Below are 24,347 nucleotides of genomic sequence, written 5' to 3' on the forward strand. Positions count from 1 at the left end.
CAATATTTCATAACTAGCACAACGCGTTAATTACAAAAAAGCTCCCTAGCAACTTCGCTGAGAGCTTCTTTAAGGCATGAGCTGCCATTATTTTGAAAGGGAAAGAAGCCGGAAAATAACCCCGATTCAATATTGGCCCATTCAAACCCACCTATTAGATCCGATGGCGCTTTAGTTCTTTATACAAGAGAATCCCGATTATAACGATGCCGATCGCTCTGATGACCCATCCCACGAGCGCGGCTGTTAAGACGGTCGCAATCAAATGGGTGAGCAAGTCACTTTCGAGTCCTAAATGAGTCATCTAGAAAACCTCCTTAATGGTACGTCAGTAACATCCTGCCCTGCGAATGCTGGTCCTGCAGCGCGTGCTGGGCTTTTTTCACATCTTTAAAATAATATTGATCCTGAATATAGGCGGTCAGCGTGCCATTTGCGAGGGCCGTTAACAGCTGATGGTAATCGTTAGGACCAATGCCGCCATTGCCAAAGGAAAATCGCTGAATTGGTTTAGCCGGGCGATAGTCGGTTACTGAAAGCGAAAAGATTGTCAGTCCGTCGTAAAAGTTTGCCAGCTGATTTAACAGGTTGATTGATCCAGCCGAATCGATGACTTTAGTAACGTTGGGAACTTGATTTAGTTGCGGAACCAGTGGTTGATCATAATCGATAACGTAATCTGCCCCAACTGACTGTAAAAAGCCATGGCTGCTTGAATGTCCCACCGCGACGACTGTGACGCCTTGGCGAGCGAGAAGTTGAATGAGATAAGTTCCGACGCTGCCGGCTGCTCCCGTAATCAGCACGGTTTCATGAGTGGTGGCATTAATTTGTTGGGTTGCGTATAACGCGGCGTCGGCACCACCGATAATGGTTGTAGCCGCTGCAAGCGACACATTTTCGGGGACTTGGAATAACAATGGCGGTATCGACGAATTGATGATTTCACTATTTGATCCGCCAAGATTGGCGCCAATCACATTTTGGCCAACTAGGTGACTATCGCGTAACAAACCGACTTCCTTAACCTGGCCGCCAAATCCGTAGCCGACGATCATGGGCAGTTTTGTTGGCCGCAAGCCCTTCAGCTTTCCCTCTTCCGTTAGGATATCGTAAGGCAGCACCGGCGTGTATTGAGTTTTGATGATTGCCGAAACGGGACTTTTTTCCGGATTGGCAAGGTTTGCGATCTGCAGGCCGTCAATGCCATCATAATTTGCTTGAACGATTGCCTCCATGCTCCTCATTCCTTTCCTGACGCCATCGATTCAACGAGGGATCCGAGGTTGATCAGATTGGTGTGAAAAGCGTGCTTGGCAATCGGCGCTAATAATCTGACTGGCAGATGGCGGTCTGTATCATCGGGGATGTAGAAATCTTCTTGAATGACAGTTTGATTATTTTCATTAGTCAGCGTAAATACCAATCGATATTCAAGGCGACCCTCGGTGCTCATGTAGGTTATCTGGTTATTTTCAGCCGTTACCCGAATGAGTTCTGTCTGATTTAATGCGGCTTCGTTGCGCTGGATTCGGAAACCATCCGGCTGTTCATCCACGATCGAAATTTCCGGGACCCATTGAGGCATGTTCTGTGGTTTCATTAAGACTTGCTTTACTCTGTCAGCGCCTGTCGTAACCATCACCATGTTTGTAAATAGTTTTGCTTCCATAAAAAAAGACCTCCTTAATTGAATGGCCTTAATTTACTAAATATTGGGTTAATTGAAAAATCAGAATACTGATATTTTAAAATTGATTATTAACGTGTTCGTGAAAAAGCTCGGTTAAAAACTTTTGGCGCTGCGTTGCTTCTAACTGGCGCTCACGATCGCCGGCATCAGCCGCAATTTGCGCAATCAGGCGGTAACAATTTGCCAGCATATAGTGGGAATTATGTTGGGTAATAAAGTCAATTGCTTGGTTAACGCGGCTAAGAGCCAGGGTGTTTTTCTGAAATTCGTAAGCGATGAACGCCGACAAATAGAAAAGAATGTTGAGATTTTCTTCGTAGGTTGCCGTCTTGATGCCATCTAGAGATTGCTTAACCAGTTTATCAGTGCTGACTTGCTGACGATATTTGGCTTTAATGACGGCTAGGGAAATCAACCCCAACCGGGTCAGCGTTGATAAGCGGCCCTTTTCTTCCGCGCTGCTGATAGATAGGCGAAAGTTCGCTTGGGCGGCGTCTAAATTTTGATCAGCTTGAAATTGGGCAACCCCCAGGTAATAGTAATAAGCCTGGGTTTGGGCAGCCGTTTCCACTTGGTTGGCGGTTGAAGGATCGAGCAAGAAAGTTTTTAGTTTGAGGTATTCATGCTGATTACATAGCGTTTCAACGATTTGATTGAATTTTGCGGCCGAACTAATATCGAAATTATCGGCAAGACTAAAACGATCTAAAGAAATGGAAAGGCGCTTGCACAGTTTAATCAGCAACGCCGCGTTGGGAACGTATTGGTCGTTCTCAACGGCTGAAAGCATCGATTGCGCACAAATCCCCTCGGAGACCTCTTTTTGCGATAGGTGTTGCTGCTTTCTAATTTTCTTTAAGGTGCTGCCAAGTTTCATAAGAAGGCCTTTCTGAAATATCTGGGAGTTTCGAACCGAAATTTAAGCCATTATACCACCGAATGGCCGGTTCTTGGGCGGGTTACCAAAAAAGCAGTCTTTAGACCAATCAATTTTACCAGCTGTTAACAGAATCATAGATAGGGGGAGCGTCATTTACCTTAAGAAACCCTATCGAAGGTTATGGTTTGGTAAAGCGAGGTTTCTGGCGGGCCACTTTAAGCTTCGGTTAAGTTGGTTTCAGTAATCTAGGGCCATTCAATCGGAAAGGAAGTGACTCCCCGGTTAATGGCAGTCCGTGAGCTGCAACCGAAGATTGATTGTCAAAAACAAAGCGAATCTCCTCCAATGATATGCTTTGCCACAAAAGGGATGAATCCATGAAAGGAATTTACAGAAATGAAGTCTAAACACGTGCCGATTACAACCGGCCTCGTCGCGATGGTGACGGTGCTGGCGTTGGTTACCCAATATGTTGGTCGAAGACGCCGGAGTGTCCATGCCAGCTAGGAAAGGTGACCATCCAAGACAACAAAAACCGCTGAGCTTCTGACCATATAAGGTCCAAGAAAGCTCGGCGGTTTTTTGCATCACGTTATGATTGGTGGTTAATGACTACTCGCGCGTTGCTGCTTTTTTGAATTTGCGGCGGCGAAGACCGACTTGGTGGCGTCCCAAATTCGTTCGGCAATGTCAGCCCGATTCATTGTATAGAGATGAATGCCGTCAACGCCTTCAGAAACGAGGTCGATGATTTGATCAACGGCAAAGGCAATCCCGGCGTCACGCATGGCTTCCTTGCTATCTGCGTAACGGTCAAGGATGGCAACAAATTTCTTTGGCAGCGGCACGCCAGTAATGGAAGCAATTCGTTCAATCTGCTTCTTATTGGTGCATGGCATAATGCCAGCTTCAATTGGAACGTGAATCCCAGCAATTTCTGTCTTTTCTTTAAAATCATAGAAGGATTGGTTATCAAAGAAGAGTTGGGAAATCAGATGGTCGGCGCCGGCATCTACTTTTTGGCGTAAGTGCGCAATGTCGTCAACGAAGCTGGCAGCCTCGGCATGGCAATCTGGATAACACGCACTGGCAATGCTGAAGTCGGGGCGCTTCTCGTGGACAAATGAGATTAATTCATTTGCGTGGTTGAAGACGCCAGCTGGTTCCTTTCCCGGAATGCGGTCACCCCGAAGCGCCAGGATGTTCTTCACGTTGTTTTCGGCCAGATGATCCAGGAGGTTTAGAACCTGCTCCTTGGTTTGGTATAAGCCGGGCACGTGGGCGACCGCCGGAATGTTCAGCTGATTTTGAATGAGGTCGGTAATCTGAACCGTGCCGCTAGAATGGGTTGACCCACCAGCACCCAGGGTGACGGAAATGAAGTCCGGATTGATTGCCTGAAGCTGTTGGAGTGTGGGTAAAATTGCTTCTTTTGGTGAGTCTTTCTTAGGTGGAAAGACCTCCAGTGAAAAAACGGTTTTATCTTTAAATAACGCTGTTAGGCTCATTAATCTCACTTCTTACTTTCTTGGTTGCGTCAACGATGTTCTGAAGGCTTTCGAAGGACTCCTTTTCGGTTCGGGTCTTAAGGCCGCAGTCAGGGTTGATCCAAATTTTATCGATCGGCAGTTTGTGAATCAACTGTTTGATTAGATCTTCAACTTCTTGTTCGGAAGGAATTCGCGGTGAATGAATATCATAGACGCCGGGGCCAACTTCGGTTTGGAAGTTAGCGGCAACCAATTGATCGATTAAGGTGAAGTCTGCCCGGGATGCTTCAAACGAAATGACGTCGGCATCAAGAGCGTCAATCGCCTTGATGATATCGCCAAATTCACTGTAGCACATATGGGTGTGAATTTGAGTCGATGGTTGAACTTTGCTGTGAACCAGCCGGAATGCGGGAACCGCCCAGTCGAGATATTCTGAGTCCCAGTTGGACTTCCGGAGCGGCAGATTTTCACGGAGAGCCGGTTCGTCAATTTGGATGATTTTAATGTCGTGCTTTTCGAGATCCAACACTTCATCTTGAAGGGCCAGGGCAATTTGAGTGACGGATTCCTTGGCAGAAACGTCTTCGCGAGGGAATGACCAGTTGAAGATGGTCACCGGTCCCGTCAGCATTCCCTTAATCAATTTGTCGGTATGGTTCTTGGCAAATACCGAAGCGGCAACGGTGATTGGCGCGGTTCTGGAAATATCTCCCCAGATGATTGGCGGCTTAACGCCCCGGGTTCCGTATGATTGGACCCAGCCGTTTTGCGTGAAGACAAAGCCGTCCAGCTTTTCACCGAAGTACTCAACCATGTCGTTTCGTTCGTATTCGCCATGAACCAGTACATCTAAGCCGATTTCTTCCTGTTTTCGAAGGATCCGAACGATCTTATCCTCATTGAACTTGTCATATTGTTCGCGGGTGATTTCACCCTTTCGTAATTTGGAACGATTTTGGCGGACATCCTTGGTTTGAGGGAATGACCCGATTGTCGTGGTTGGCAGAAGGGGTAGGTTGAATTCCTTCTTTTGGATTTTTTCCCGATCGCTTCGTTTTGGTAAGCGGGTGTAATCAGAATCCGTTAAGCTGTCAATTCGCTGGTGAACAGTTGGGTTTGAGGGGTGCTTGATGTTTTTGAACAGATCATTGTTCTTAACGAGGGCGTCCTGACCGGCAGCTTCATCACGGTAAATGGTATCAAGTTCTTTAATTTCGGCTAATTTTTGAATGGCAAATGCTAAGTGTTGCTTAACGTCTGAAGGCAGTTTGGTTTCGTCTTCAGCGGTATACGGGACGTGAAGCAGGGAGGTTGAACTGCTCAGGACCACGTCGCCCTTTGTATTGAGCTGGTTTAAAAAGTTAATGGTGTTTTCGTAGTGGTTGCGCCAGATGTTTTTACCATTAACGACCCCGGCAAACAAAACTTTGTCAGCTGGGAAGCCATTGTCTTGGAGAAGATGGTTATTATATTTGCCTTCCACAAAATCCAAACCAATGCCATCGAAGTCCTTTGAAACGACATCGTTGTAAATATCACGGATGTCGCCAAAGTAGTTCTGCAGGAGAACTTTGGTGGTGTGCTTTTTGGCGAGAATGCCGTCGTATAGGTCGTCGAACAGCGATTTTTCAGCTGCGGTTACGTCAAAACTCAACGCCGGTTCGTCGATTTGGAGCCACTTGACGTTCTTTTCGCTTAATCGGGCAAGAACCTGCTGATAGGCGGTGATTAGCTGGTCAACGAAGTCCCGCGGCTTTGTGCCGTCAATAAATCGACTAAGCTTTAAGAGGGTGTATGGGCCAGTGATAACGGCCTTTGCATTGATTCCCAGTGCGAGGGCTTCGTTAATTTCGTTGAAGAGTTTGTTACCCACTAACTTCACGTTAATGTCCTTTGAAAATTCAGGAACAATGTAGTGATAGTTGGTGTTAAACCACTTCTTCATTGGAAGAGCCTTTACAGTTTCACTGCCATTTTGATAGCCTCTGGCCTGCGCAAAGTACTCATCCAATTCGGAAAGGTTAAGCGCCTTGTAGCGAGCAGGGACGATGTTTAATAAGTTGGCGGTATCAAGCACCCCGTCAAAAAATGAGAAGTCGCCAACCGGGATAAGGTCGATACCGGCATCTTGTTGGGCTTGCCAATGGTTTTGACGAATTTGATAAGCGGTTTGCTGTAATTCTTCCTGATTAATTTTGTTTTTCCAGTAATGCTCGGTCGCAAATTTTAATTCTCGATGGTGGCCGATCCGTGGAAAGCCGATGATTGTTGTTGTCATAAATGAATCCTCCTAGATTTTAAAATATTCCTGTTCCAATACTCCCTAACTGATGGTTCAAGTGGTTCATGACTAACCCGCGAAATAACCCTCTAAAGAAAAAGGGATGTTCTAATCTTTGTCAGATTAGAACATCCCTGTTCATTTCGTAATGTGAGCCTTCAGAAACTAGATAACGTGGCGTTCGAATGGCTTGTCGGAGATTCCCTGTGACAAGATCTCTTTGCTCCATTCCTTTGCGGAGAACAATGAGTGGTCACGGTAGTTACCGCAACTGTACTTGTCAGTACCCTGAACATCCTTCCATTCGATGTCATTGGCGATGGCTTCAAGAGAACTCTTCAAGGCTTTGGCAACTTCAGTCGTGCTGTGTTCGCCCCAAGTGATCAGATGAAAGCCGGTTCGGCATCCGAATGGTGAGCAATCAATGACGCCGTCCATTCGGTCTCTCAGCAATCCAGCCAAGAGATGTTCAATCGTATGCAAACCGGCGGTCGGAATGGCATTGGTGTTCGGTTGAACAAGTCGTAAGTCATAATTAGAAATGACGTCGCCTTTTTTACCAGTTTCTTCAGTGATGAGACGAACGTAAGGTGCCTTTACCTTTGTATGATCTAACGTAAAACTTTCAACTTTTGCCATAAATTATCAAATCTCCTTAAAATTATATTTACAGTTACTATCTTAACAGCCACGAGTAAATAATAAAGATATTTCGGAGGTACGGCAAGTAAAAAGACATTCGCCCACACATCAGAATAATCTGACGGAGGGGCGAATGTCTCGCTGTACCACCCTGAATTCGTGTTACTCTCGCAAGCAACACCTCTGAAGGTACCAAAAATAAGTGATCACTTACTTTTGAAACCCCGTGATGTAACGGTCACAGCCGGCAGTCAAGCGTTAACTTGACAACACTATTCAGAGTTCATATTCACTGACCGTTAAGGGATCCTTTCTCACCAACCGGATTCTCTGTGAACCTTATATCAAATCAGCTACTCTTCTCTTCAGAGTTTTATTTCGTTTCGGATTAGCATTAAAATTTAATGATAATAATAGACGGGTCTTTAATGTTTGTCAACAATAACTCCACAATTAAGTTGAGTGGGGACTGTCTGTGGCCTAGTGAGGCCAAACCTGCTTAGCGGTATCGACCACTAATTTTATTTTTTGCCACTGCTCATTTTCCGTTAAGTGATTGCCCTCTTCGGTGGAGGCAAAACCACACTGAGGCGACAAGCAGAGGTCTTCTAACGGGGCAAACTGACTTGCCAACTTAATCCGCCGTTTTAAATCAGATTGAGATTCCAGTTCTGGTTTCTTGGTGGTGACCAATCCTAACACAATCCGCTGATCGCGGCCATTTTCCGCGATCTTCTTAAGCGGTTCGAACCCGCCGGAGCGCTCATCGTCATATTCTAAGAAGTAGCCGTCAATGTGGAGCTGGGCCAAATAGTCGGCCACGGGATCATAGGCCCCGGCACCAGCCCAGTTGGAATCGTAATTTCCTCGGCAAATATGCATGGTAAGGACCAGATCATCCGGCTTGTTGTCGGCGATCGCGTTGATCGCTTTGACAGCTGCTTCACATAACGGCTTTAAGTCTGGATTAATGGTGCCCTTGGAGAAGGATGCCCACATTCCCCACGAGGTGTCATCAATTTGCAGGTAACGACAGCCAATGTCATAAAAGTGCCGAACGGTTTGCTGATAAGCCTTGATTTCATCTTCCAAAAAGGCGTTCAGATCGTTTTTATAATAGTCGTCGTAAATTTCGGCATCCTTGTTAGGGAAAAGCACGGATGGGCTTGGGATCGTTTGCTTTGCGGTGATGCCTTCCGGTACGACTCCATTAAGGTAGGCAAAGTCGTCAAAGAAGGGGTGGTTGGGATTATAAGCGATCTTGTTGGTAATCTTGATACCGCCCCTTCTGGTTTCCTGGCCATTGAAGATGAATCCGTGATCCGGGGTGAAGAAGTGGGCGCCGCTTAAACCGTCCAGGAAGTCCAGATGCCACCAGCTCCGCCGAAATTCACCTGAGGTCACGTCAGTCAGGCCCAGTTCGACCTCTTTTTTCACGAGCCGATTGATTTCACTGTTTTCAACCTGAGTAAGGGCGTCACGGGAAATCTGGTGGGCGTGATACGCGTCGCGGGCCCGCTTTAACTTCTCGGGCCGGAGAAAACTACCAACAATGTCATATCGATTAGGGTACTTAATTTTAGCTGCAACTGTCATTAAAAATCGCTCCTTTAGCTATTTAAGTCAATAAAAAAATCCTTGGAAATCAAACTTCCAAGGACGATTATTCGCGGTGCCACCTTAATTTTTGACCAACTCACGCCGGCCAACTCAGGGAGTGAGAGTGAAACAAAAAGCGGTTAACATCCAGATGATTCGCTCATCCGGAAGGAATTGCTCTTAGTCGCCTGTTTTGTCAGTCCAAGATTCAGATAGATAAGAACAAGTGATCCCTTTGTCTCAACCTCATTCCGGCGTGTTAATGGACGCCTGCCAGCGGAACTTTGCCGAAGCTTGATTCCGTTCTGCTCAAAGACCATCTTCACAGCGTTGCAGGCTCGCTTTCATCACCGCGAACTCTCTGGACTGCGCTACTGCTACTCATCTTCTCATTGCTTTCTAATTATTTCATTCGATAACAAGCATGTTAACTGGAAGCGGGCAGCTTGTCAAGATGAAGGCCACCCCGCCAACTATCGGATTGAGTCGTATTCAGTTGTGAAATTTAGTGTTAAGTAGCAATGAGAATTGAGCTAAAGATTTGAAAATTTCCAATCATAATTACATATATTTCCCGAAATGTCAACCAAATGCTTTTTAAAAAATAAACGCTTTCATTGGCCTTAATAAAGTGATATAATTCACATGTAAATAAATTTAAGGAAAGTAGGCTAACACTATGAGTAATCGTCTAAAGGGAAAGGTTGCAATTGTCACCGGCGGCACATTGGGAATTGGACTGGCAGTTGCCCACCGATTTGTTGATGAAGGGGCAAAGGTTGTCATTACCGGTCGTCACGCAGACATCGGTGAAAAAGCGGCCAAGTCAATTGGTGGCCCGGATGTCATTCGGTTTATGCGTCAAGATGCATCTGATGAAGATGGTTGGGTTGATACTTGGGACAAAACCGAAGAAGCATTTGGCCCGGTAACGACGGTTGTCAATAATGCTGGGATTGCCGTTAGCAAGAGTGTTGAAAACACCACGACTGAAGAGTGGCGTAACGTGCTTGCCGTTAACTTGGATGGCGTCTTCTTTGGGACTCGTCTGGGAATTCAACGGATGAAGAACAAGAATTTGGGCGCTTCAATTATTAACATGTCCTCAATCGAAGGCTTTGTGGGTGACCCAACATTAGGGGCCTACAACGCAACCAAAGGGGCTGTGCGGATTATGTCCAAGTCAGCTGCCGTTGACTGTGCTTTAAAGGACTATGGCGTTCGGGTTAACACCGTTCACCCAGGGTATATCAAGACACCATTGGTTGATAATCTGGAAGGGGCCGAAGCAGCCATGTCTGCCCGCACCAAGACCCCAATGGGCCACATTGGTGAACCTGATGATATCGCCTGGATCTGTGTTTACTTGGCATCCGACGAATCGAAATTTGCCACTGGTTCAGAATTCACCGTTGATGGTGGTTACACCGCTCAATAAACGACTTCAAATTGCATTTTGATGCGGGCTCCCTTATAATTAAGGCTAGGAAAAATGTACTCCTTTAAATATAGCCCGGTGAGTCTGTCAAGGAATGCCATTAATGAATATTGTTTTCAGAAATATATCTGATAAGAGATGCCCAACTCATGGGGAGTTGGGCATCTCTTATTTTCAATGGGCGTTAGTGTAAGTCACTGGCGCATAACCCAAAACGAGTGAGTAAGGAGACTGCCTTGACCCAAATTAAAAATCAATCCCTAAAATTTGATGATATTGAACCAGACAACACTTATTTTAACTGCACGTTTGCGGTCTCCAACGCGCCCATTCGGGTAAGCGATGTGACGTTTGATCATTGTAAGTTTCTTCAGGATAACTTTGACCGCAGCGATTGGAATTTCGTGATTTTCAAAGGCTGTTCATTTTTGAATGCCAGCTTCCATGAAAGCTACCTGTCCAACAGCCAATTTATTGGCGGCCAATTAATGGGTGCCGACTTTTCCGTCGGGACGCGGATTGTTAACTGTCAGTTCGTTGATTCGAACCTCCGCTATGCCAACCTTAGTGAAACAAAGATGACGGTGGTTAAATTTACCAATTCTAATTTGACCGAATCAAGCTTTCAGGCGGTCACGTTCAAAAAACAGATCAGTTTTGACCAAAGTGAGTTAGATCAAATTGATTTTTTAGATACCAATTTAAAGGGCGTTGACTTATCAAAAGCCAAATTTGAGACATTGCTGGTCAATCCAGAGTTGATCAAAGGTTTAAAGATCAATTCGTGGCAGGCGAGCTTATTGATCGGATTATTAGGCGTTGAAGTGGTTGATTAGTTGCCTAACGGAATGTGGTGACCGGCGTTCTCGGGACAAACAATTGAAATGGCATCCTGGCTGGTGGTAAACGATGACTTTACCCCAGCTTTTTTGGTGTTCCTAACATCCCTAAGTAAAAGCTGTTATTATACATATTTATAGCTTTATTTGAAATATTTATTCATAACTAGCGAAATTATCTTGACAGTCTTTCAATTTTACGGCAAGATTAAGGTTACATGAAATTACCATTAGATTAGAATGAGTTGCATACGATTTAATTGTTAAATGCTTTGAATGTTCGGATTATTGATTAATCACGCCGCCAATCATGGTGGCAATTTTGAACATTGACGGTCCCTTTATTTAACCCTGATATGTCACGGTAATTGGGCGATATCTCGTTAGATAAACGGCGATTTTTAGAAAGATGGTGGATCATTTTATGGATAAATCTTACCGGCAACAATTAAGCCTGGCTGACAGACAGTACCGGTTTTATGACATTGCGGCGTATTTGGCAGACCATGGTCAAGACGTCGAGACGGTTCCCTATAGTGTTCGGGTTTTGCTGGAGGAGGCGCTCAGACATGCGGATAAAGATCCTGAACGACAGTCAGTCTTAACGGCGTTCAATGATTGGGATAATGCCCATGATCAGGATATTCCCCACCAGCCTGAACGGGTGATCCTTCAAGACCTGACGGGGGTTCCGGCGCTGGTTGACCTTGCCGCAATGCGGGACGCGGTTGCCCAGCAGGGGGGCGATGTGAATAAAATCAACCCTGAAGTGCCCGTTCATTTGGTGATCGACCATTCTGTCCAAGTTGATCATTCCGGCAACGACGAAGCATTTTCCTATAATATCCAGCAGGAATTTAAGCGTAACCGTGAGCGGTACACATTTTTAAAATGGGCCCAAAACAGTTTTGAAAATTTGACGGTGATTCCACCTGACACCGGGATTATTCACCAGGTGAACCTGGAACACTTAGCAGATGTCATCCATGCCAAGCAGCTTGACGACGGCTCGTACGAGGCCTTTCCTGATACGTTGGTTGGGACGGACTCCCACACGACGATGATCAATGGCTTGGGCGTGCTCGGCTGGGGTGTCGGCGGAATTGAAGCTGAATCCAGCATGCTGGGTGAAGCGACTTACATGCCAATGCCCAAGGTAGTTGGCGTCAAGTTAACCGGCCAATTGAGTGAAGGCATTACCGCCACTGATTTGGCCTTAGCCTTAACCCATCTTTTACGGGAGCACGGGGTGGTTGGAAAGTTCGTCGAATTCTATGGCGATGGAGTTGAAACGTTGCCGTTAGCTTACCGGGCAACGATTGCCAACATGGCGCCTGAATATGGGGCAACCTGTGGTTTCTTCCCGATTGACGACCAGACAATTTCTTATTTGAAATTAACCAATCGCCCGGCTGAAACCATTGAATTGGTGACCGCATACGCGAAAGCCAACCACTTCTTCTACACGCCAAACGCTGACCGGCACTACAGTGAAACCGACAGCTTGGATCTTGGCAGCGTTCAAAGCAGTGTTGCCGGACCCAATCGGCCGCAAGATACGGTTTATTTAAAGGACATGCCCAAGCAATTTGATGATCGGCGTGATCTGCCGGATTACCCGGTGACCGTCGATCAACACGACTTTAATATTCGGGTTGGTTCACTGGGAATTGCCGCCATTACGAGCTGTACAAACACGTCAAATCCTCAGGTTCTGCTGGCTGCGGGGTTAATTGCAAAAAAGGCGGTGGCATTGGGCCTAAAGGTGCCATCCTACGTTAAAACGTCGCTGGCTCCCGGTTCCCGGGTGGTCACGCAGTATCTTCAGGCATCGGGTCTGCAGCCTTATTTGGATCAACTGGGCTTTAACCTGGTTGGCTATGGATGTACAACCTGTATCGGAAACTCCGGTCAGCTCAAAGAAGACTTGCAGTCCCGCGTGAGTGCCGATCCTTATCCACTTGCCGCCGTTGAAAGTGGTAACCGGAATTTCGAAGGCCGGGTAAACCCACTGATTAAAGATACCTATTTGGCATCGCCGCCACTAGTTGTGATCTACGCGTTAGCCGGAACCTGTGATATCGACCTGACTAGCCAACCGGTTGGGACCGCCAAAGACGGCCAGCCAGTTTACTTGAAGGATCTCTGGCCGAGCGATCAGGAAGTGGCCGACCTTAACGACAAATATTTAAAACCGGGTGAATTCCAGAAAAATTATGATTCAATTCTCAATCAAAACCAGACCTGGAACGACCTGCCGGCTCCCAAATCGGCCACCTACGATTGGGATGCCAACTCCACGTATATCGCCGCACCGCCATTTTTTGACGGGGTTGCTGGTGAAAAGCAACTCAGTGGTCTTCGGGTCCTTGCCAAACTGGGGGACTCAATTACAACCGATCATATCTCTCCAGCCGGATACATTGGCTCACAAACCCCAGCTGGCCGCTATCTGAAACAGAAGGGAATTGCTGCCAAGGACTTCAACTCGTACGGTTCCCGACGCGGCAATCATGAAGTAATGATGCGCGGCACCCTTGCCAATATTCGCTTGCGGAATCAATTAACACCCGATAAAACCGGTGGGTACACGCGGTACCTGCCGACTGGTGAAGAGATGGCGATTTTTGATGCCGCTCAAAAGTATCAAGCCGATGGAACCGGTTTAGTGGTTCTAGCCGGCAAAGATTACGGGATGGGCTCGTCCCGGGACTGGGCGGCAAAGGGCGTTAAGCTTCTTGGCGTAAAAGCCATTATTGCCCAGAGCTTTGAAAGAATCCATCGGGCCAACCTTGCAATGATGGGCGTGTTGCCGTTGCAATTTTTACCCGGCGAGAACGCTGATTCTTTGGGCCTGGACGGGACGGAAACTTTCAAAATTAACGTTGATGGGCAAACCGCTCACGTGGCTGCTGAAAAGGATGGCCACACAACGACGTTTGACGCGACGGTCCGCTTTGATACTCCAGCTGATTGGACATACTACAAAGACGGTGGCATTATGCCGATGATCGTGACAAATAAAGTAACCCAATAAAAAATTAACGCGGAGGTGCCCTATGGCCCTATCAAAAGGACTGGCAGGTGTAATTGCGGATCAAACCAGAATCAGTTCAACGCATAACGCGATTCTGTCATACGCCGGTTACCCCATTAATGAGTTGAAGGATGCGCCGTTTGAGGAAATCGTTTATCTTCTCTGGCATGGCCAGCTGCCCAGCCGAGATGAGTTGGCTGCCTTTCGTTTTGAACTTGTTTCTCAAATGGCGTTACCCTACGAAACGGTTCAATTGATGGCAAGAATCGCCAGAGAACCTCAGCATCCCATGAGTATCCTAAGAACAACCGTGTCACTTCTGGGAACGACCAACGATGTGAAACGTGATGAGCCGCCGCGGATTTTAGGAAAGATGCTGGCGGCAATTGCGGCGATTATTCGAATTCGCAATGACCAACCGATTAAGCATGCCCACCGGCAATGGGGCGTTGTCGAGAATTTTATTTACCTGTTCTCCGGCAAACGGCCCACTGCTAGTGAGGTGAAGATGTTGAACACGGTCATGATTTTACATGCCGATCATGAATTCAATGCATCAACCTTTACCGCCCGGGTGGTGGCGTCCACCCAATCAGACTACTATTCGTGTTTGACAGCGGCAGTGTGCGCACTGAAGGGTCCCTTGCATGGGGGCGCGAATGAGCAGGTCTTTCATATGTTGGAGACGATTCATCACAACCACCAGGATCCGGTTGAATTTGTGAACCAACGATTGGTCGCCGGTGATAAGATCATGGGATTCGGCCACCGGGTTTATAAAAATGGGGATCCCAGAGCTGTCATTTTGCGAGAAATTGCCAAGACATTAGCCCGGGATACTGATAACATGGCCTACTTTGACCTGCAGGAACAGATTTCTCAGGTGATGGCTGAAAAGACCCACCTGCACCCTAACGTTGATTACTACACCGCACTGATTTATCATTGCTTTAACCTGGACGCCGAGACGTTCACGCCGATGTTTGCGGCTTGTCGAACGGCTGGCTGGCTCGCCCACATTATTGAACAACAGGCAAGGGGATGCCTGATTCGCCCATCATCTGAGTATGTTGGGCAAACGAATCGGCATTACCCAACTGGCAAGGAGGAAAACGCGATTGACTGAACAAAAAATTACCATGGCAAATGGCCACTTAAAGGTACCGGATAATCCGACCATTCCGTTTATTCAAGGAGATGGCATTGGCCCGGAAATTTGGAAAGCGGCCAAGATTGTTTTTGATGCCGCCGTTTCAAAGGCGTACGATGGTCGGCGGCAAATTAATTGGCTGCCGCTTCTGGCTGGTGAGGCTGCTTTCCAAAAGACCGGCCAATGGCTGCCGGACGAAACGCTTCAGTCTTTGAAGGATTATCTGGTTGGCATTAAGGGGCCGTTAACCACCCCGATCGGCGTTGGCCACCGCTCCATTAACGTCACCTTCAGACAGAAGCTGGATCTGTACGCCTGCTTTCGGCCGGTGACCTACTATCCAGGGACGCCTTCGCCGGTTGTTCATCCTGAGAACGTCAACATTGACGTTTTTCGGGAAAATACCGAGGATATTTATGCCGGCATTGAGGCGGACGTCAACACCGCTGAAGCCGAAGAATGGAAGCAACTATTAAAGAAACAGGGTAAGCTTGATGAGGTCCGCTTCCCTGACACGGCCGCCTTTGGCATCAAGCCAATTTCCAAGCAGGGCTCAAATCGGCTTGTGAAAGCAGCGCTGGACTATGCGTTTGCCAATCATAAACACGTTTTAACCTTGGTTCATAAGGGCAATATCATGAAAAAGACCGAGGGCAGCTTTAAAACTTGGGGTTACGAACTGGCCGAAAGTTACGGTGACCAAGTATTCACTTGGCATCAATACAATCAAATTAAGGATCAGAAGGGGGCTGCTGCAGCAGATGCTGCTTATAAGGCCGCCAAAGACGCCGGCAAATTGATTGTTAACGATGTGATTACCGATAACTTTTTCCAACAGGCACTCTTGTACCCAGAACATTTTCAGGTCGTTGCCACGATGAATTTGAATGGTGACTATATTTCTGATGCGCTGGCCGCACAAGTTGGCGGTATTGGGATTGCTCCCGGCGGCAATATTAACTATGAAACCGGGCATGCCATTTTTGAAGCAACTCATGGCACTGCGCCTCAGTTTGCCGGCCAAAATAAACTGAATCCAACGTCGATCATCCTATCCGGGGCGATGATGTTTGATTATCTCGGGTGGTCGGAAGTTGCCAAGCTCATTCGAACGGGCATTACCACGGCGATCGAATCACATCATGTAACGGTTGACTTTGCCAAGACTCCGGATGCAACGGTGTTGAGCACGACTGGATTTGGTGAGTACGTGGCAGATTTAATTGGTAAAGGTTCCCTAGAAACAATTTAGCCTGATTAACAACTTAATAAACCTGGTTAATGGCTGCCGTATTTTTCATTTTTGAAAAATGCGGCGGCTTTTTTTATCTGAAAAATGATCCTTCATATTAACGGAGCTGCGTGGACCGGGCCGGTTCAAATGGTTGCTGTGCTCACTATTTATCGAAATTTTCAGGTGGTGATCAATCTCCGCTATAACGGGATAATTGACTGAAATAGCCCGCCCCTTTTATGAGCCGTAACCCTTAAATTGTGAACAATTCAGCAAATACATTGACTTTTTCTTGGAAACGATTACAATATTAATATCTAAGATATACTAATATTCTAGTTGGCATCAACCAGAATATTGTTACCGTTTTCATGAAAGGATGGACGATATGAATAATAATCGCTGGGTTTATACCCCAAAGAAAATTGATGTGAAACGAGGAGTCGCCTATGGATTAACCGACTTGATGGGTGGCGGGTGGAACAATATTGTTTCAGGGGTTATTTTTGCCTACCTGACTTTGTCGGTTGGACTTAATCCCGCTATGGCTGGGGCGATCACTGGGGTTGCCCGGATTTTTGATGCTATTTTTTCACTGCTTTTCGGAACCATTACTGACGGCTTTTATAAAACAAAATTAGGCAAGAAGTATGGTCGCCGCCACTTTTGGATGTTTGTCGGATTAATTGGGTTTGCAATTTCATTCTTGGCGTTTTGGGTACCGGCAACCGCTATCTTTGGTCCCGGCCATGATTTTGTTTATTACCTTGTGGTTTATACGCTCACTGAATTATTTGTTGGGATGATCCTCATTCCGTGGGAAACATTGCCAACTGAAATGACCACTGATTACACGAAGCGAACGATTCTATCCGGTTCCAGAATGTTTATTTCCGCAACCGGAACGTCATTGGTATTCTTTATTTTAGCAATTCTTCAATCTCTGCCGAGTGCCGAGGCCAAAAAGAATGCCTACTTGTTCGCTGGCATTTTATGGACGATTCTCTTTGTTGTTGCAATCTATACATCTTATCGAATGACGTGGGAACGGCCTTTGACAAAGGAATTCATCGCAGAATTAGATGCCAGACCCAAGCTCACTGTTGGTCAGTACATTAAGGAAACGCTGCATGATTACGGCCAAACTTTCCGTAACTCAGCCTTCCGGAAACATTTAACAATCTACATTTTCTCCTTCACCGGCAAGGACTTCTATGCCACCCTTCTTCCGACGTTCATCGTTGTTTGTATGGGAATGGCTTCGAACATTCCCTGGGTGCTGAACGCATTTGCCGTCTTCGGCATTTTATCCACGCTGCTTGCCGCAAAACTGATGATCACCCACGGGCCGCGTTTCTTATATAGCATTTCGTACATTGGCATCATCGTGGCATTAATCGGTTATGGATTAACCTATTTCTTACACATTCACAACCCATTAACAATCTTGATCATCATCACGATTGTCTATCAATTATCTCGAGGAATCTTGGAATTCACACCATGGAACGTTTTCCCATTTATTCCCGATGTAGACCATATCATGACCCGGGACGATAAAGCCGGCACGTATGCGGCAGTGATGACCTTCTTCCGTAAATCCACGGGGGCTTTGGCAACCTGGCTTGCTGGGATTCTCTTGGAGGAGTTGGGATACGTTTCGACAGCGACTACCCAGACGGCTGGGGTTACTGATCGGGTTGCTTGGTTGTTTGTCGTTGCGCCGATTGTGCTTATTTTGATCGCCCTGCTCGTGTCATGGACCTTCCAATTGAACCGGCAGACACATAAGGTGCTGCAGCTGGAAATTAGCCGATTGGAAAATGGGGGTGCCAAGAAAGATGTCACGCCCGAAGCAAAGAAGGTTGCTGAAGAGCTGACCGGCCATCCGTACGATAAGCTCTGGCCGAGCGAAACTTACGAAGAGTCACAAACCAGTCACAATAAGTGATTTCACGAGAAAGGAATGTTTCTACCATGTCTGAATCAATTATTATTTATAACCAACCGGAGCAAAAATTATTGAACTTATCACTAGCAGACCAGGATCTCACCCAAGTTGACCTGGCAACGATTGCTTTATCAGATTCCGTTGACGTCAGCCATTTGATGACGCCAGAATCCTTTGCCCTGGTTTTTGATGGGAAAAGTTGGGCTAGTCAGACCTATATGCAGTGGGAGGACTTACGAATTAATGAAGCTTTGAAAGCCGTTAAGAATCAGTTTACCCAACCCACCCAGGCTATTTTGACGCACTTTGTTAGCAGTATGGACGTTAAATATCAGGGCAAGAAATCGTGGGTTGAACTGTTAGATGAACTTGGCAAAGAAATCGAGGGTGATAAGTAATGGGATTAATAAACGATGACTTTCTGTTGAAATCAGATGTGGCCCGGAAATTATTTCATGAATATGCTGAAGATCAGCCAATCATTGATTATCACTGCCATCTTGAGCCAAAAGAGATTTATGAAAATAAAAATTATGCCAACATTTCCCAGATTTGGATTAATGAAGGCTTGTATGGCGATCATTATAAATGGCGGCTCGAACGTGATCACGGGGTTCCCGAGGACTTGATTACCGGTGACGCCGACGATTACGATAAGTTTGTTGCTTGGGCTGAAACAATTGATAATTCGTTGGGATCGCCATTATATGAATGGTCACATCTGGAACTGCGGCGCTTCTTCGGAATCAATAAGCGTTTGGACGCTTCGACAGCTAAGGAAATCTGGGATGAAGCCAACCGGCAACTTGCAACGCCGGCTTTTACTCCCCGGGCCCTTATCTCGCGATCCAACGTTCAGGTGGTTGTTACTACCGACGCGCCAGAGTCTGATCTGAAGTACCATCAGCTGCTTGCCAAAGAGAACTTAGCGTTCAAGGTATTGCCAGGGATGCGTCCTGATGATGCGTTCAATATCACTGCCGAAAACTATGGGGAGTATCTGAAACGATTGGGATCCGCAGCAGGGATTTCAATTAACAGCATCAAGGACCTCCAAGACGCAATGGCACAGCGCGTGCAGTTCTTTTCAGACCACGGCGGCCGGATTGCCGATCTTGGCTTAAATTCATATTTCTATGCGGATGCAACTAACGATGAGTTGGAAGATATTTTCAAAAAAGGAATTGCGAATGACGGCTTAACGGCTCAAGAGATTAATCAATTTACAACCGCATTGGTTGAAACGATGATGAAGCTTGCGAAAACGCACGATTGGGTATTGCAGTATCACGTCAATGTTGCCCGTTCTCAAAATAAACCAATGTTTGATAAAATCGGCCCCAACACGGGATTTGATTCAGTTGGGACGCAGGCTGATTTAACTGAACAGATTCGCCGCCTCTTCTACAATGCCCAGGCGCACGAAATTTTGCCAAAGACAATCTTTTATTCATTAAATCCGAATGATTGGATGGCTATTGCAACGCTTCTGGGTAATTTCCAAGAAGGTCGGGTTCAAAAGATGCATCTTGGCGCTGGCTGGTGGTTTAACGACACTCGGGATGGCATGGAGAGTCAGATGAAGCTTTATGCCAACGTGGGGATGTTTCCGAACTTTCTTGGAATGTTGACGGATAGCCGATCATTTCTCTCGTATCCGCGGCACGAATATTTCCGACGGGTATTATGTGATGTGATCGCCCAATGGGTAAATGATGGCCAGGCACCAGATGATCTTGAGTACCTTGGCAAAATTGTGAAGCAAATTAGTTACAGTAATGCTCGTGATTACTTTGGATTTTTCGATTAATAACGAATTCGATTAACATGAAGTTCCTGCAGATGAGGGCTGATTGTGACAAAAAGTGGCTGAGACAAAAGAATATCTTGTCTCAGCCCTTTCTTATCTATCCGAATCTTATATTGACGACAGAGTGCGACAAAAAGCAGCTTCCAGAGTATAACCGCTTTTTGTCGCACTTTGTCGTCTTTATCGTGATTTTGTCGCTTGGTAATTGAAGGAAACAGTTACGACTTTTGAAGCTGGGTGTGGCGCAATCGTCGCCGGATTGCCAACGACCGTCAAATGGCTGGGAACGTTTGTCAGCACAACGGCACCAGCGCCAACTTTGCTGTATTGCCCAATTTCGATTGGTCCGAGTATCTGGGCATTGGCGCCAATGAAAGCTCCCTGCCTGACGTAAGGATGACGCCGGCCCTGATCCGTCATGCGCCGCGTCCCAAGGGTTACGCCATGAAGAATGGTGACGTCGTCCTCAATGATGGCCGTTGCCCCAATAACCGTACCTACTCCATGATCAATGAAGACACGCTTACCAATGGTTGCTTCGGGCGCGATGGTAATTCCGGTGATTTTAGCGGCGTGCTGACTCAGTAAAGTTGCGAGAACGTATTGATGCCAGCGGACGAGTTGGTGGGCAATCCGATACCAAAACAGTGCCCGGATTCCGGGGTACGTTAGAATCACTTGAAGCAGACTATGAGCCGCCGGATCACGCTTGAGAATGGACCTTGCTGTTTGAAACATCTTGATGACTCCCCTTTAGTTGATCGAATCCGCGTTCCAGGTCGGCTAATAAGTCCTTTTGATCTTCAACACCAACTGACAGGCGAATTAATTCGTCCTTGATGCCGTTCTTAAGTCGGATGTCACGGGGAATTGAACCGTGAGTCATCAAGGCTGGAATTTCGATGAGGCTTTCAAGCGCGCCCAAACTTTCAGCCAGGGTGATGACTTGGAGCTGTTCGACAAATTGTTTGGGATCAAGACCGTCTTGTAATTCAAACGAGATCATTGCGCCAAATCCATGCATCTGCTTCTTGGCAACCTCGTAATCTGGATTATTAGGGTCGCCAGGATAGTAAATCTTGCTGACCAGCGGCTGATTTTCCAAGTAGTTGAAAATGGCTTCCGCGTTGGCTAAATGGGCCCGCATCCGAAGCGAGAGGGTCTTCATGCCGCGTTGCAATAACCAGCTCTCCTGCGGGGCCAAAATGCCGCCGATGGCATTTTGCAGGTAGCCAATTTTTTCACCAAGGGCCTGATCTTTCGTGACCACCAGGCCGGCAACCAGATCACTATGGCCGCCTAAATATTTAGAAGCACTGTGCAAAACGATATCGACACCAAGATCTAAGGGCCGTTGAATGTATGGCGATGAGAAAGTATTATCGATAATGCTCAGGATGCCATGGCTTTTCGCGATTTTAGCCACAGCGGCGATATCAGTCACCCGCAGCAGTGGATTGGTTGGCGTTTCCAGATAAATGGCTTTTGTGGCGGGGGTGATGGCGGCCTCAACTGCTTGAAGATCGCGGGTATCAACGACGGTAAACGTCATGCCGAAGCGTTTTAAAACCGCGTCAATCAAGCGGAAGGTTCCACCGTAGACATCATTACCAATGACGAAATGATCACCGGCAGAGAATAGTGAGAATACCGTATCGATGGCTGCCGAGCCAGAAGCAAACGCAAATCCAGCGGTCCCGTTTTCCAGGTCGGCAATCAATTTTTCAACCGCGTCTCGGGTTGGATTCCCTGAACGAGAATATTCATATTCGTTTTCGCCAATCTTTTGTTGGTGAAAGGTGGATGCCATGTAAATTGGCACTGATGTTGCGCCCGTGTGCTTGTCTTCGCTGATGCCGCCGTGAATTAATTTTGTATCGAATTCCATAATAATTGACCTCACTTTTTTAGTTGTTAGATTTAAGTTGATTAGTTGTAAATATTTTCACTCATGTAACGCTCACTGCTGTCTGGAAAGACCGTCACGATTGAACTGTTTTCCGGCAAATCATTGGCTACTTTGAGACTGGCTGCTAACGCGGCCCCGCTGGAACTGCCAATGAAGAGTCCCTGCGTTTTGGCCATTTGTTTAACTTGATCGAACGCGTCACTGTCGGCAATGGTGAGGGTTTCGTCAATTTGGACGTCCTTGAAGAAGGGCGGGACAAATTCGACGCCAATCCCTTCCGTTTTGTGCGGATGGGCTGGCCCACCGTTTAGAATGGAACCCTCGGGTTCAACAACCACCGTTCGGGTTGCCGGATTCTGTTCCTTCAGATATCGGGCGACACCGGCAAATGTGCCGCCGCTGCCTGCGCCCGCAACGAACGCATCAATTTGGGCGGGGACGTCCGCTACCAGCTCAGGCGCCAGGGTGTTGTAATAAGTCGCCGGATTGGCTGGATTTTCAAACTGCATTGGCACAAAACTGTTTGGCGTCTTCGCTGCCAACTCGCGGGCTCTTTTAATGGCGCCCTTGATTCCCTGGTCGCTCGGGGTATTGATGAGGGTTGCCCCCAAAGCCTTCATCAGCTGCTGCTTTTCAAAACTGAACTTTTCAGGAACAATGAGGATGGTTGGCAAGCGGTGTTCCTGAGCAGCGAGGGCGACGCCAATGCCGGTATTTCCGGCGGTTGGTTCAATAATGGTGGTCTCTCCTTCAGTTACTTTACCGCGGTCGATGGCGTCTTGAATCATGTATTGGCCCAGGCGGTCTTTAATACTGCCGCCGGGATTAAACATTTCTAACTTGGCGTAAATGTGACTGTGGTGGGGAATGTCAATTTGCAGGTCGATTATTGGCGTGTTGCCAATGAGTTGGGAAACGGATTGAATAAGCATGGTAAGATCCTTTCTGAATGAGTGCTGTGGCTGTTAGCTTGGGTTCAGGAAAGATGATCTTGATGAATCGTTGAACGGTCATTGGTTGGTAGAAAATAGAAAAAGGGCGCGAAACTCTGAAAAATCAGAATTTTCGCGCCCTTAGTTCAACTCCAGCCAAGTGGACATTGAACTTCTTTAAGGTCATTATTCCTCAAAAAATGTCAATGCTAACAGGCCGAACATCGCCAAAAACGCGTTGTTCGACAGCAACAATTAATCGCATTAAACATTGATTGAGTCATAGTGACACCTCCGAATTTTCTGTTGCCATAAATATACACAATCCCGGTGCAGGTGTCAAGGATTTTTCGAAATAAAAATGAAATAATGGTGAGAAGATAATTAAAAAATGTTGAAAATGACCGTTTTGGGTGATGATTAAGCCATCATATAATTATATGAAGATCATCATGATTGTGAATTGCCGATTATCAATAATTTTGATATTCTGCGGTGGGTCAAGTAAAATAAGGGTAATTAGTAGATGCGTGATTAATACGGAAATGGGGCTTTTGGGGTGAATATTGAGAAATTTATCGCCAGACGAAAAGAATTGGGCTACTCTCAGAGTGAGTTGGCCAGGGGCATCTGTACCCAGGCAACCATTAGTAAATTTGAAAATGGCGGGAAGATGATTTCCACTAAGATTCTCACCCAGCTATGCCAGCGATTAAACCTCTCATTAAGTGATATCTTCCCCGGCCCGGTTGATCACGATTCAAAGATGTTTGAGAAATTAGCCAGGGCAGAATTTGACCTAATTACCATGGAATATGATGAAGCCCTGGGCATCCTCGACGGCCTGGCTCTGGAAGAAATGGGCAATGACGATACAAAAATGGAATATCTGTTTATCAAGGGATATTTATTAGCGTTAAACAATCAGCCAAGTGATGCCGCCTTTTGTTTCGACCAGATTTTGGACGGCTACGATGAAACCCACCAAACAATCTATTCCCAGTTGGCCTATGTTGGCTTGGGACTTTCATTTGAGCAACAGGAGAAGTTTGATCGTGCCGAATTCTACTTTGCCAAGATGCCCGCCTGGCTGAAGACAATTACGACTAATGATGTTGAGACCACTTGGAAATCGCTGACGATGCTGTTTTATACGGGCGACTACTATTCGAAACGGGGCGAGACAGCCACCGGAACTATGCTGCTGGAATCACTCGTTGACCTCAGCGCCGCCCAGCATGTCACCTTCTACGTTGCCCGGGCGAAGTTTCGTCTTGCCCAAAATTATTCCCGGCAGGGGGCCGACAGCCAGCAAATTCAGGATGCGGTCGACGAGGCATACGTGTTCGCGAAATTCAACGGCAATCAAAAGCTAATTGCCCGGATCAACGAATACCGATTGAAAAACTAAATTGTGCCCAGTCAAAGGGATCATGGTATATTTAAGTTGTAATCAATT

The 24,347-nt window shown here is 46.6% G+C and carries 20 protein-coding genes; 9 read left to right on the forward strand and 11 right to left on the reverse strand.

Features of this window, described 5'->3' with window-relative positions:
- Window positions 1-154: 154 nt before the first annotated feature.
- The 8 genes from FD47_RS15345 to FD47_RS06510 all read right to left on the reverse strand — a co-directional run bounded on the left by FD47_RS15345 (window position 155) and on the right by FD47_RS06510 (window position 8,585).
- Window positions 155-304 carry a hypothetical protein gene (locus FD47_RS15345; protein WP_008215447.1) on the reverse strand — a complete coding sequence of 50 codons (150 nt, stop codon included), beginning with the start codon at window positions 302-304 and terminating at the stop codon, window positions 155-157.
- A gap of 13 nt (window positions 305-317) precedes the next feature.
- On the reverse strand, window positions 318-1,238 hold the full coding sequence (locus FD47_RS06480) for a quinone oxidoreductase family protein (RefSeq protein WP_056980279.1): 921 nt from the start codon (window positions 1,236-1,238) through the stop codon (window positions 318-320).
- 5 nt (window positions 1,239-1,243) lie between these two features.
- Window positions 1,244-1,672: a hypothetical protein gene (locus FD47_RS06485; RefSeq protein ID WP_054734048.1), complete on the reverse strand. Its 429-nt coding sequence runs from the start codon at window positions 1,670-1,672 to the stop codon at window positions 1,244-1,246.
- Window positions 1,673-1,748: 76 nt separating this feature from the next.
- Window positions 1,749-2,570: a helix-turn-helix domain-containing protein gene (locus FD47_RS06490; protein ID WP_056980281.1), complete on the reverse strand. Its 822-nt coding sequence runs from the start codon at window positions 2,568-2,570 to the stop codon at window positions 1,749-1,751.
- A gap of 608 nt (window positions 2,571-3,178) precedes the next feature.
- A complete protein-coding gene (gene metF, locus FD47_RS06495) occupies window positions 3,179-4,081 on the reverse strand; it encodes a methylenetetrahydrofolate reductase [NAD(P)H] (RefSeq protein WP_054734052.1) in 903 nt (300 codons plus the stop codon).
- Complete coding sequence (gene metE / locus FD47_RS06500; protein WP_056980283.1) at window positions 4,059-6,344, reverse strand: 5-methyltetrahydropteroyltriglutamate--homocysteine S-methyltransferase; 2,286 nt, start codon at window positions 6,342-6,344, stop codon at window positions 4,059-4,061. Before metE ends, metF begins: the two co-directional genes overlap by 23 nt.
- Window positions 6,345-6,512: 168 nt before the next feature.
- A complete protein-coding gene (locus FD47_RS06505; protein WP_008215455.1) occupies window positions 6,513-6,986 on the reverse strand; it encodes an S-ribosylhomocysteine lyase in 474 nt (157 codons plus the stop codon).
- Between the two features lie 483 nt (window positions 6,987-7,469).
- Window positions 7,470-8,585: a 5-methyltetrahydropteroyltriglutamate--homocysteine S-methyltransferase gene (locus tag FD47_RS06510; protein WP_054734055.1), complete on the reverse strand. Its 1,116-nt coding sequence runs from the start codon at window positions 8,583-8,585 to the stop codon at window positions 7,470-7,472.
- Window positions 8,586-9,267: 682 nt separating this feature from the next.
- Here FD47_RS06510 and FD47_RS06515 point away from each other — a divergent pair.
- The 8 genes from FD47_RS06515 (at window position 9,268) to uxaC (ending at window position 20,047) form a co-directional block, all read left to right on the forward strand.
- Window positions 9,268-10,026 carry an NADP-dependent (R)-specific alcohol dehydrogenase gene (locus FD47_RS06515; RefSeq protein ID WP_008215462.1) on the forward strand — a complete coding sequence of 253 codons (759 nt, stop codon included), beginning with the start codon at window positions 9,268-9,270 and terminating at the stop codon, window positions 10,024-10,026.
- Window positions 10,027-10,262: 236 nt separating this feature from the next.
- A complete protein-coding gene (locus FD47_RS06520; protein ID WP_054734058.1) occupies window positions 10,263-10,862 on the forward strand; it encodes a pentapeptide repeat-containing protein in 600 nt (199 codons plus the stop codon).
- 427 nt (window positions 10,863-11,289) lie between these two features.
- Window positions 11,290-13,902, forward strand: a complete 2,613-nt coding sequence (acnA, locus tag FD47_RS06525) for an aconitate hydratase AcnA (RefSeq protein WP_054734061.1) — start codon at window positions 11,290-11,292, stop codon at window positions 13,900-13,902.
- A 22-nt stretch (window positions 13,903-13,924) separates the two neighbouring features.
- Window positions 13,925-15,028 (forward strand): citrate/2-methylcitrate synthase, encoded by a 1,104-nt coding sequence (locus tag FD47_RS06530; protein ID WP_054734064.1) that lies wholly within the window; start codon window positions 13,925-13,927, stop codon window positions 15,026-15,028.
- A complete protein-coding gene (gene icd / locus FD47_RS06535; protein ID WP_082402609.1) occupies window positions 15,021-16,304 on the forward strand; it encodes an NADP-dependent isocitrate dehydrogenase in 1,284 nt (427 codons plus the stop codon). The genes FD47_RS06530 and icd overlap by 8 nt, the downstream gene beginning before the upstream one ends.
- A 361-nt stretch (window positions 16,305-16,665) precedes the next feature.
- On the forward strand, window positions 16,666-18,237 hold the full coding sequence (locus FD47_RS06540; protein ID WP_404820089.1) for an MFS transporter: 1,572 nt from the start codon (window positions 16,666-16,668) through the stop codon (window positions 18,235-18,237).
- A gap of 26 nt (window positions 18,238-18,263) precedes the next feature.
- Window positions 18,264-18,635: a hypothetical protein gene (locus FD47_RS06545; protein WP_054734067.1), complete on the forward strand. Its 372-nt coding sequence runs from the start codon at window positions 18,264-18,266 to the stop codon at window positions 18,633-18,635.
- Window positions 18,635-20,047, forward strand: a complete 1,413-nt coding sequence (gene uxaC, locus FD47_RS06550) for a glucuronate isomerase (RefSeq protein WP_054734070.1) — start codon at window positions 18,635-18,637, stop codon at window positions 20,045-20,047. The genes FD47_RS06545 and uxaC overlap by 1 nt, the downstream gene beginning before the upstream one ends.
- 180 nt (window positions 20,048-20,227) lie before the next feature.
- On the opposite strand, the gene epsC is transcribed toward uxaC, so the two are convergent.
- The 3 genes from epsC to FD47_RS06565 are packed head-to-tail and all read right to left on the reverse strand — an operon-like array spanning window position 20,228 to window position 22,888.
- Entirely contained in the window at window positions 20,228-20,785 is a 558-nt protein-coding gene (gene epsC / locus FD47_RS06555; protein ID WP_056980287.1) for a serine O-acetyltransferase EpsC, read from the reverse strand.
- The gene (locus FD47_RS06560; protein ID WP_056980289.1) at window positions 20,751-21,935 is read right to left on the reverse strand and encodes a trans-sulfuration enzyme family protein; all 1,185 of its coding nucleotides are present in this window, start codon (window positions 21,933-21,935) and stop codon (window positions 20,751-20,753) included. The genes epsC and FD47_RS06560 overlap by 35 nt, the downstream gene beginning before the upstream one ends.
- 41 nt (window positions 21,936-21,976) lie before the next feature.
- Complete coding sequence (locus tag FD47_RS06565) at window positions 21,977-22,888, reverse strand: PLP-dependent cysteine synthase family protein (protein WP_054734072.1); 912 nt, start codon at window positions 22,886-22,888, stop codon at window positions 21,977-21,979.
- A 559-nt stretch (window positions 22,889-23,447) separates the two neighbouring features.
- On the opposite strand from FD47_RS06565, the gene FD47_RS06570 reads away from it, so the two are divergent.
- Window positions 23,448-24,299, forward strand: coding sequence for a helix-turn-helix domain-containing protein (locus FD47_RS06570; protein ID WP_056980291.1), 852 nt, complete (start codon window positions 23,448-23,450; stop codon window positions 24,297-24,299).
- Window positions 24,300-24,347: the final 48 nt, after the last annotated feature.

The organism is Lentilactobacillus parafarraginis DSM 18390 = JCM 14109 (assembly GCF_001435895.1).
Classification (GTDB): domain Bacteria; phylum Bacillota; class Bacilli; order Lactobacillales; family Lactobacillaceae; genus Lentilactobacillus; species Lentilactobacillus parafarraginis.

Excerpts from the sequence above, each read along its gene's own strand:
- FD47_RS06560 (WP_056980289.1), bottom strand. The coding sequence starts at position 21,935 with ATGGAATTCGATACAAAATTAATTCACGGCGGCATCAGCGAAGACAAG.
- FD47_RS06545 (WP_054734067.1), top strand. The coding sequence starts at position 18,264 with ATGTCTGAATCAATTATTATTTATAACCAACCGGAGCAAAAATTATTG.
- FD47_RS06530 (WP_054734064.1), top strand. The coding sequence starts at position 13,925 with ATGGCCCTATCAAAAGGACTGGCAGGTGTAATTGCGGATCAAACCAGA.
- uxaC (WP_054734070.1), top strand. The coding sequence starts at position 18,635 with ATGGGATTAATAAACGATGACTTTCTGTTGAAATCAGATGTGGCCCGG.
- epsC (WP_056980287.1), bottom strand. The coding sequence starts at position 20,785 with ATGTTTCAAACAGCAAGGTCCATTCTCAAGCGTGATCCGGCGGCTCAT.
- FD47_RS06565 (WP_054734072.1), bottom strand. The coding sequence starts at position 22,888 with ATGCTTATTCAATCCGTTTCCCAACTCATTGGCAACACGCCAATAATC.
- metF (WP_054734052.1), bottom strand. The coding sequence starts at position 4,081 with ATGAGCCTAACAGCGTTATTTAAAGATAAAACCGTTTTTTCACTGGAG.
- FD47_RS06515 (WP_008215462.1), top strand. The coding sequence starts at position 9,268 with ATGAGTAATCGTCTAAAGGGAAAGGTTGCAATTGTCACCGGCGGCACA.
- FD47_RS15345 (WP_008215447.1), bottom strand. The coding sequence starts at position 304 with ATGACTCATTTAGGACTCGAAAGTGACTTGCTCACCCATTTGATTGCG.
- FD47_RS06510 (WP_054734055.1), bottom strand. The coding sequence starts at position 8,585 with ATGACAGTTGCAGCTAAAATTAAGTACCCTAATCGATATGACATTGTT.
- FD47_RS06485 (WP_054734048.1), bottom strand. The coding sequence starts at position 1,672 with ATGGAAGCAAAACTATTTACAAACATGGTGATGGTTACGACAGGCGCT.
- FD47_RS06480 (WP_056980279.1), bottom strand. The coding sequence starts at position 1,238 with ATGGAGGCAATCGTTCAAGCAAATTATGATGGCATTGACGGCCTGCAG.
- acnA (WP_054734061.1), top strand. The coding sequence starts at position 11,290 with ATGGATAAATCTTACCGGCAACAATTAAGCCTGGCTGACAGACAGTAC.
- metE (WP_056980283.1), bottom strand. The coding sequence starts at position 6,344 with ATGACAACAACAATCATCGGCTTTCCACGGATCGGCCACCATCGAGAA.
- FD47_RS06505 (WP_008215455.1), bottom strand. The coding sequence starts at position 6,986 with ATGGCAAAAGTTGAAAGTTTTACGTTAGATCATACAAAGGTAAAGGCA.
- FD47_RS06540 (WP_404820089.1), top strand. The coding sequence starts at position 16,666 with ATGGACGATATGAATAATAATCGCTGGGTTTATACCCCAAAGAAAATT.
- FD47_RS06490 (WP_056980281.1), bottom strand. The coding sequence starts at position 2,570 with ATGAAACTTGGCAGCACCTTAAAGAAAATTAGAAAGCAGCAACACCTA.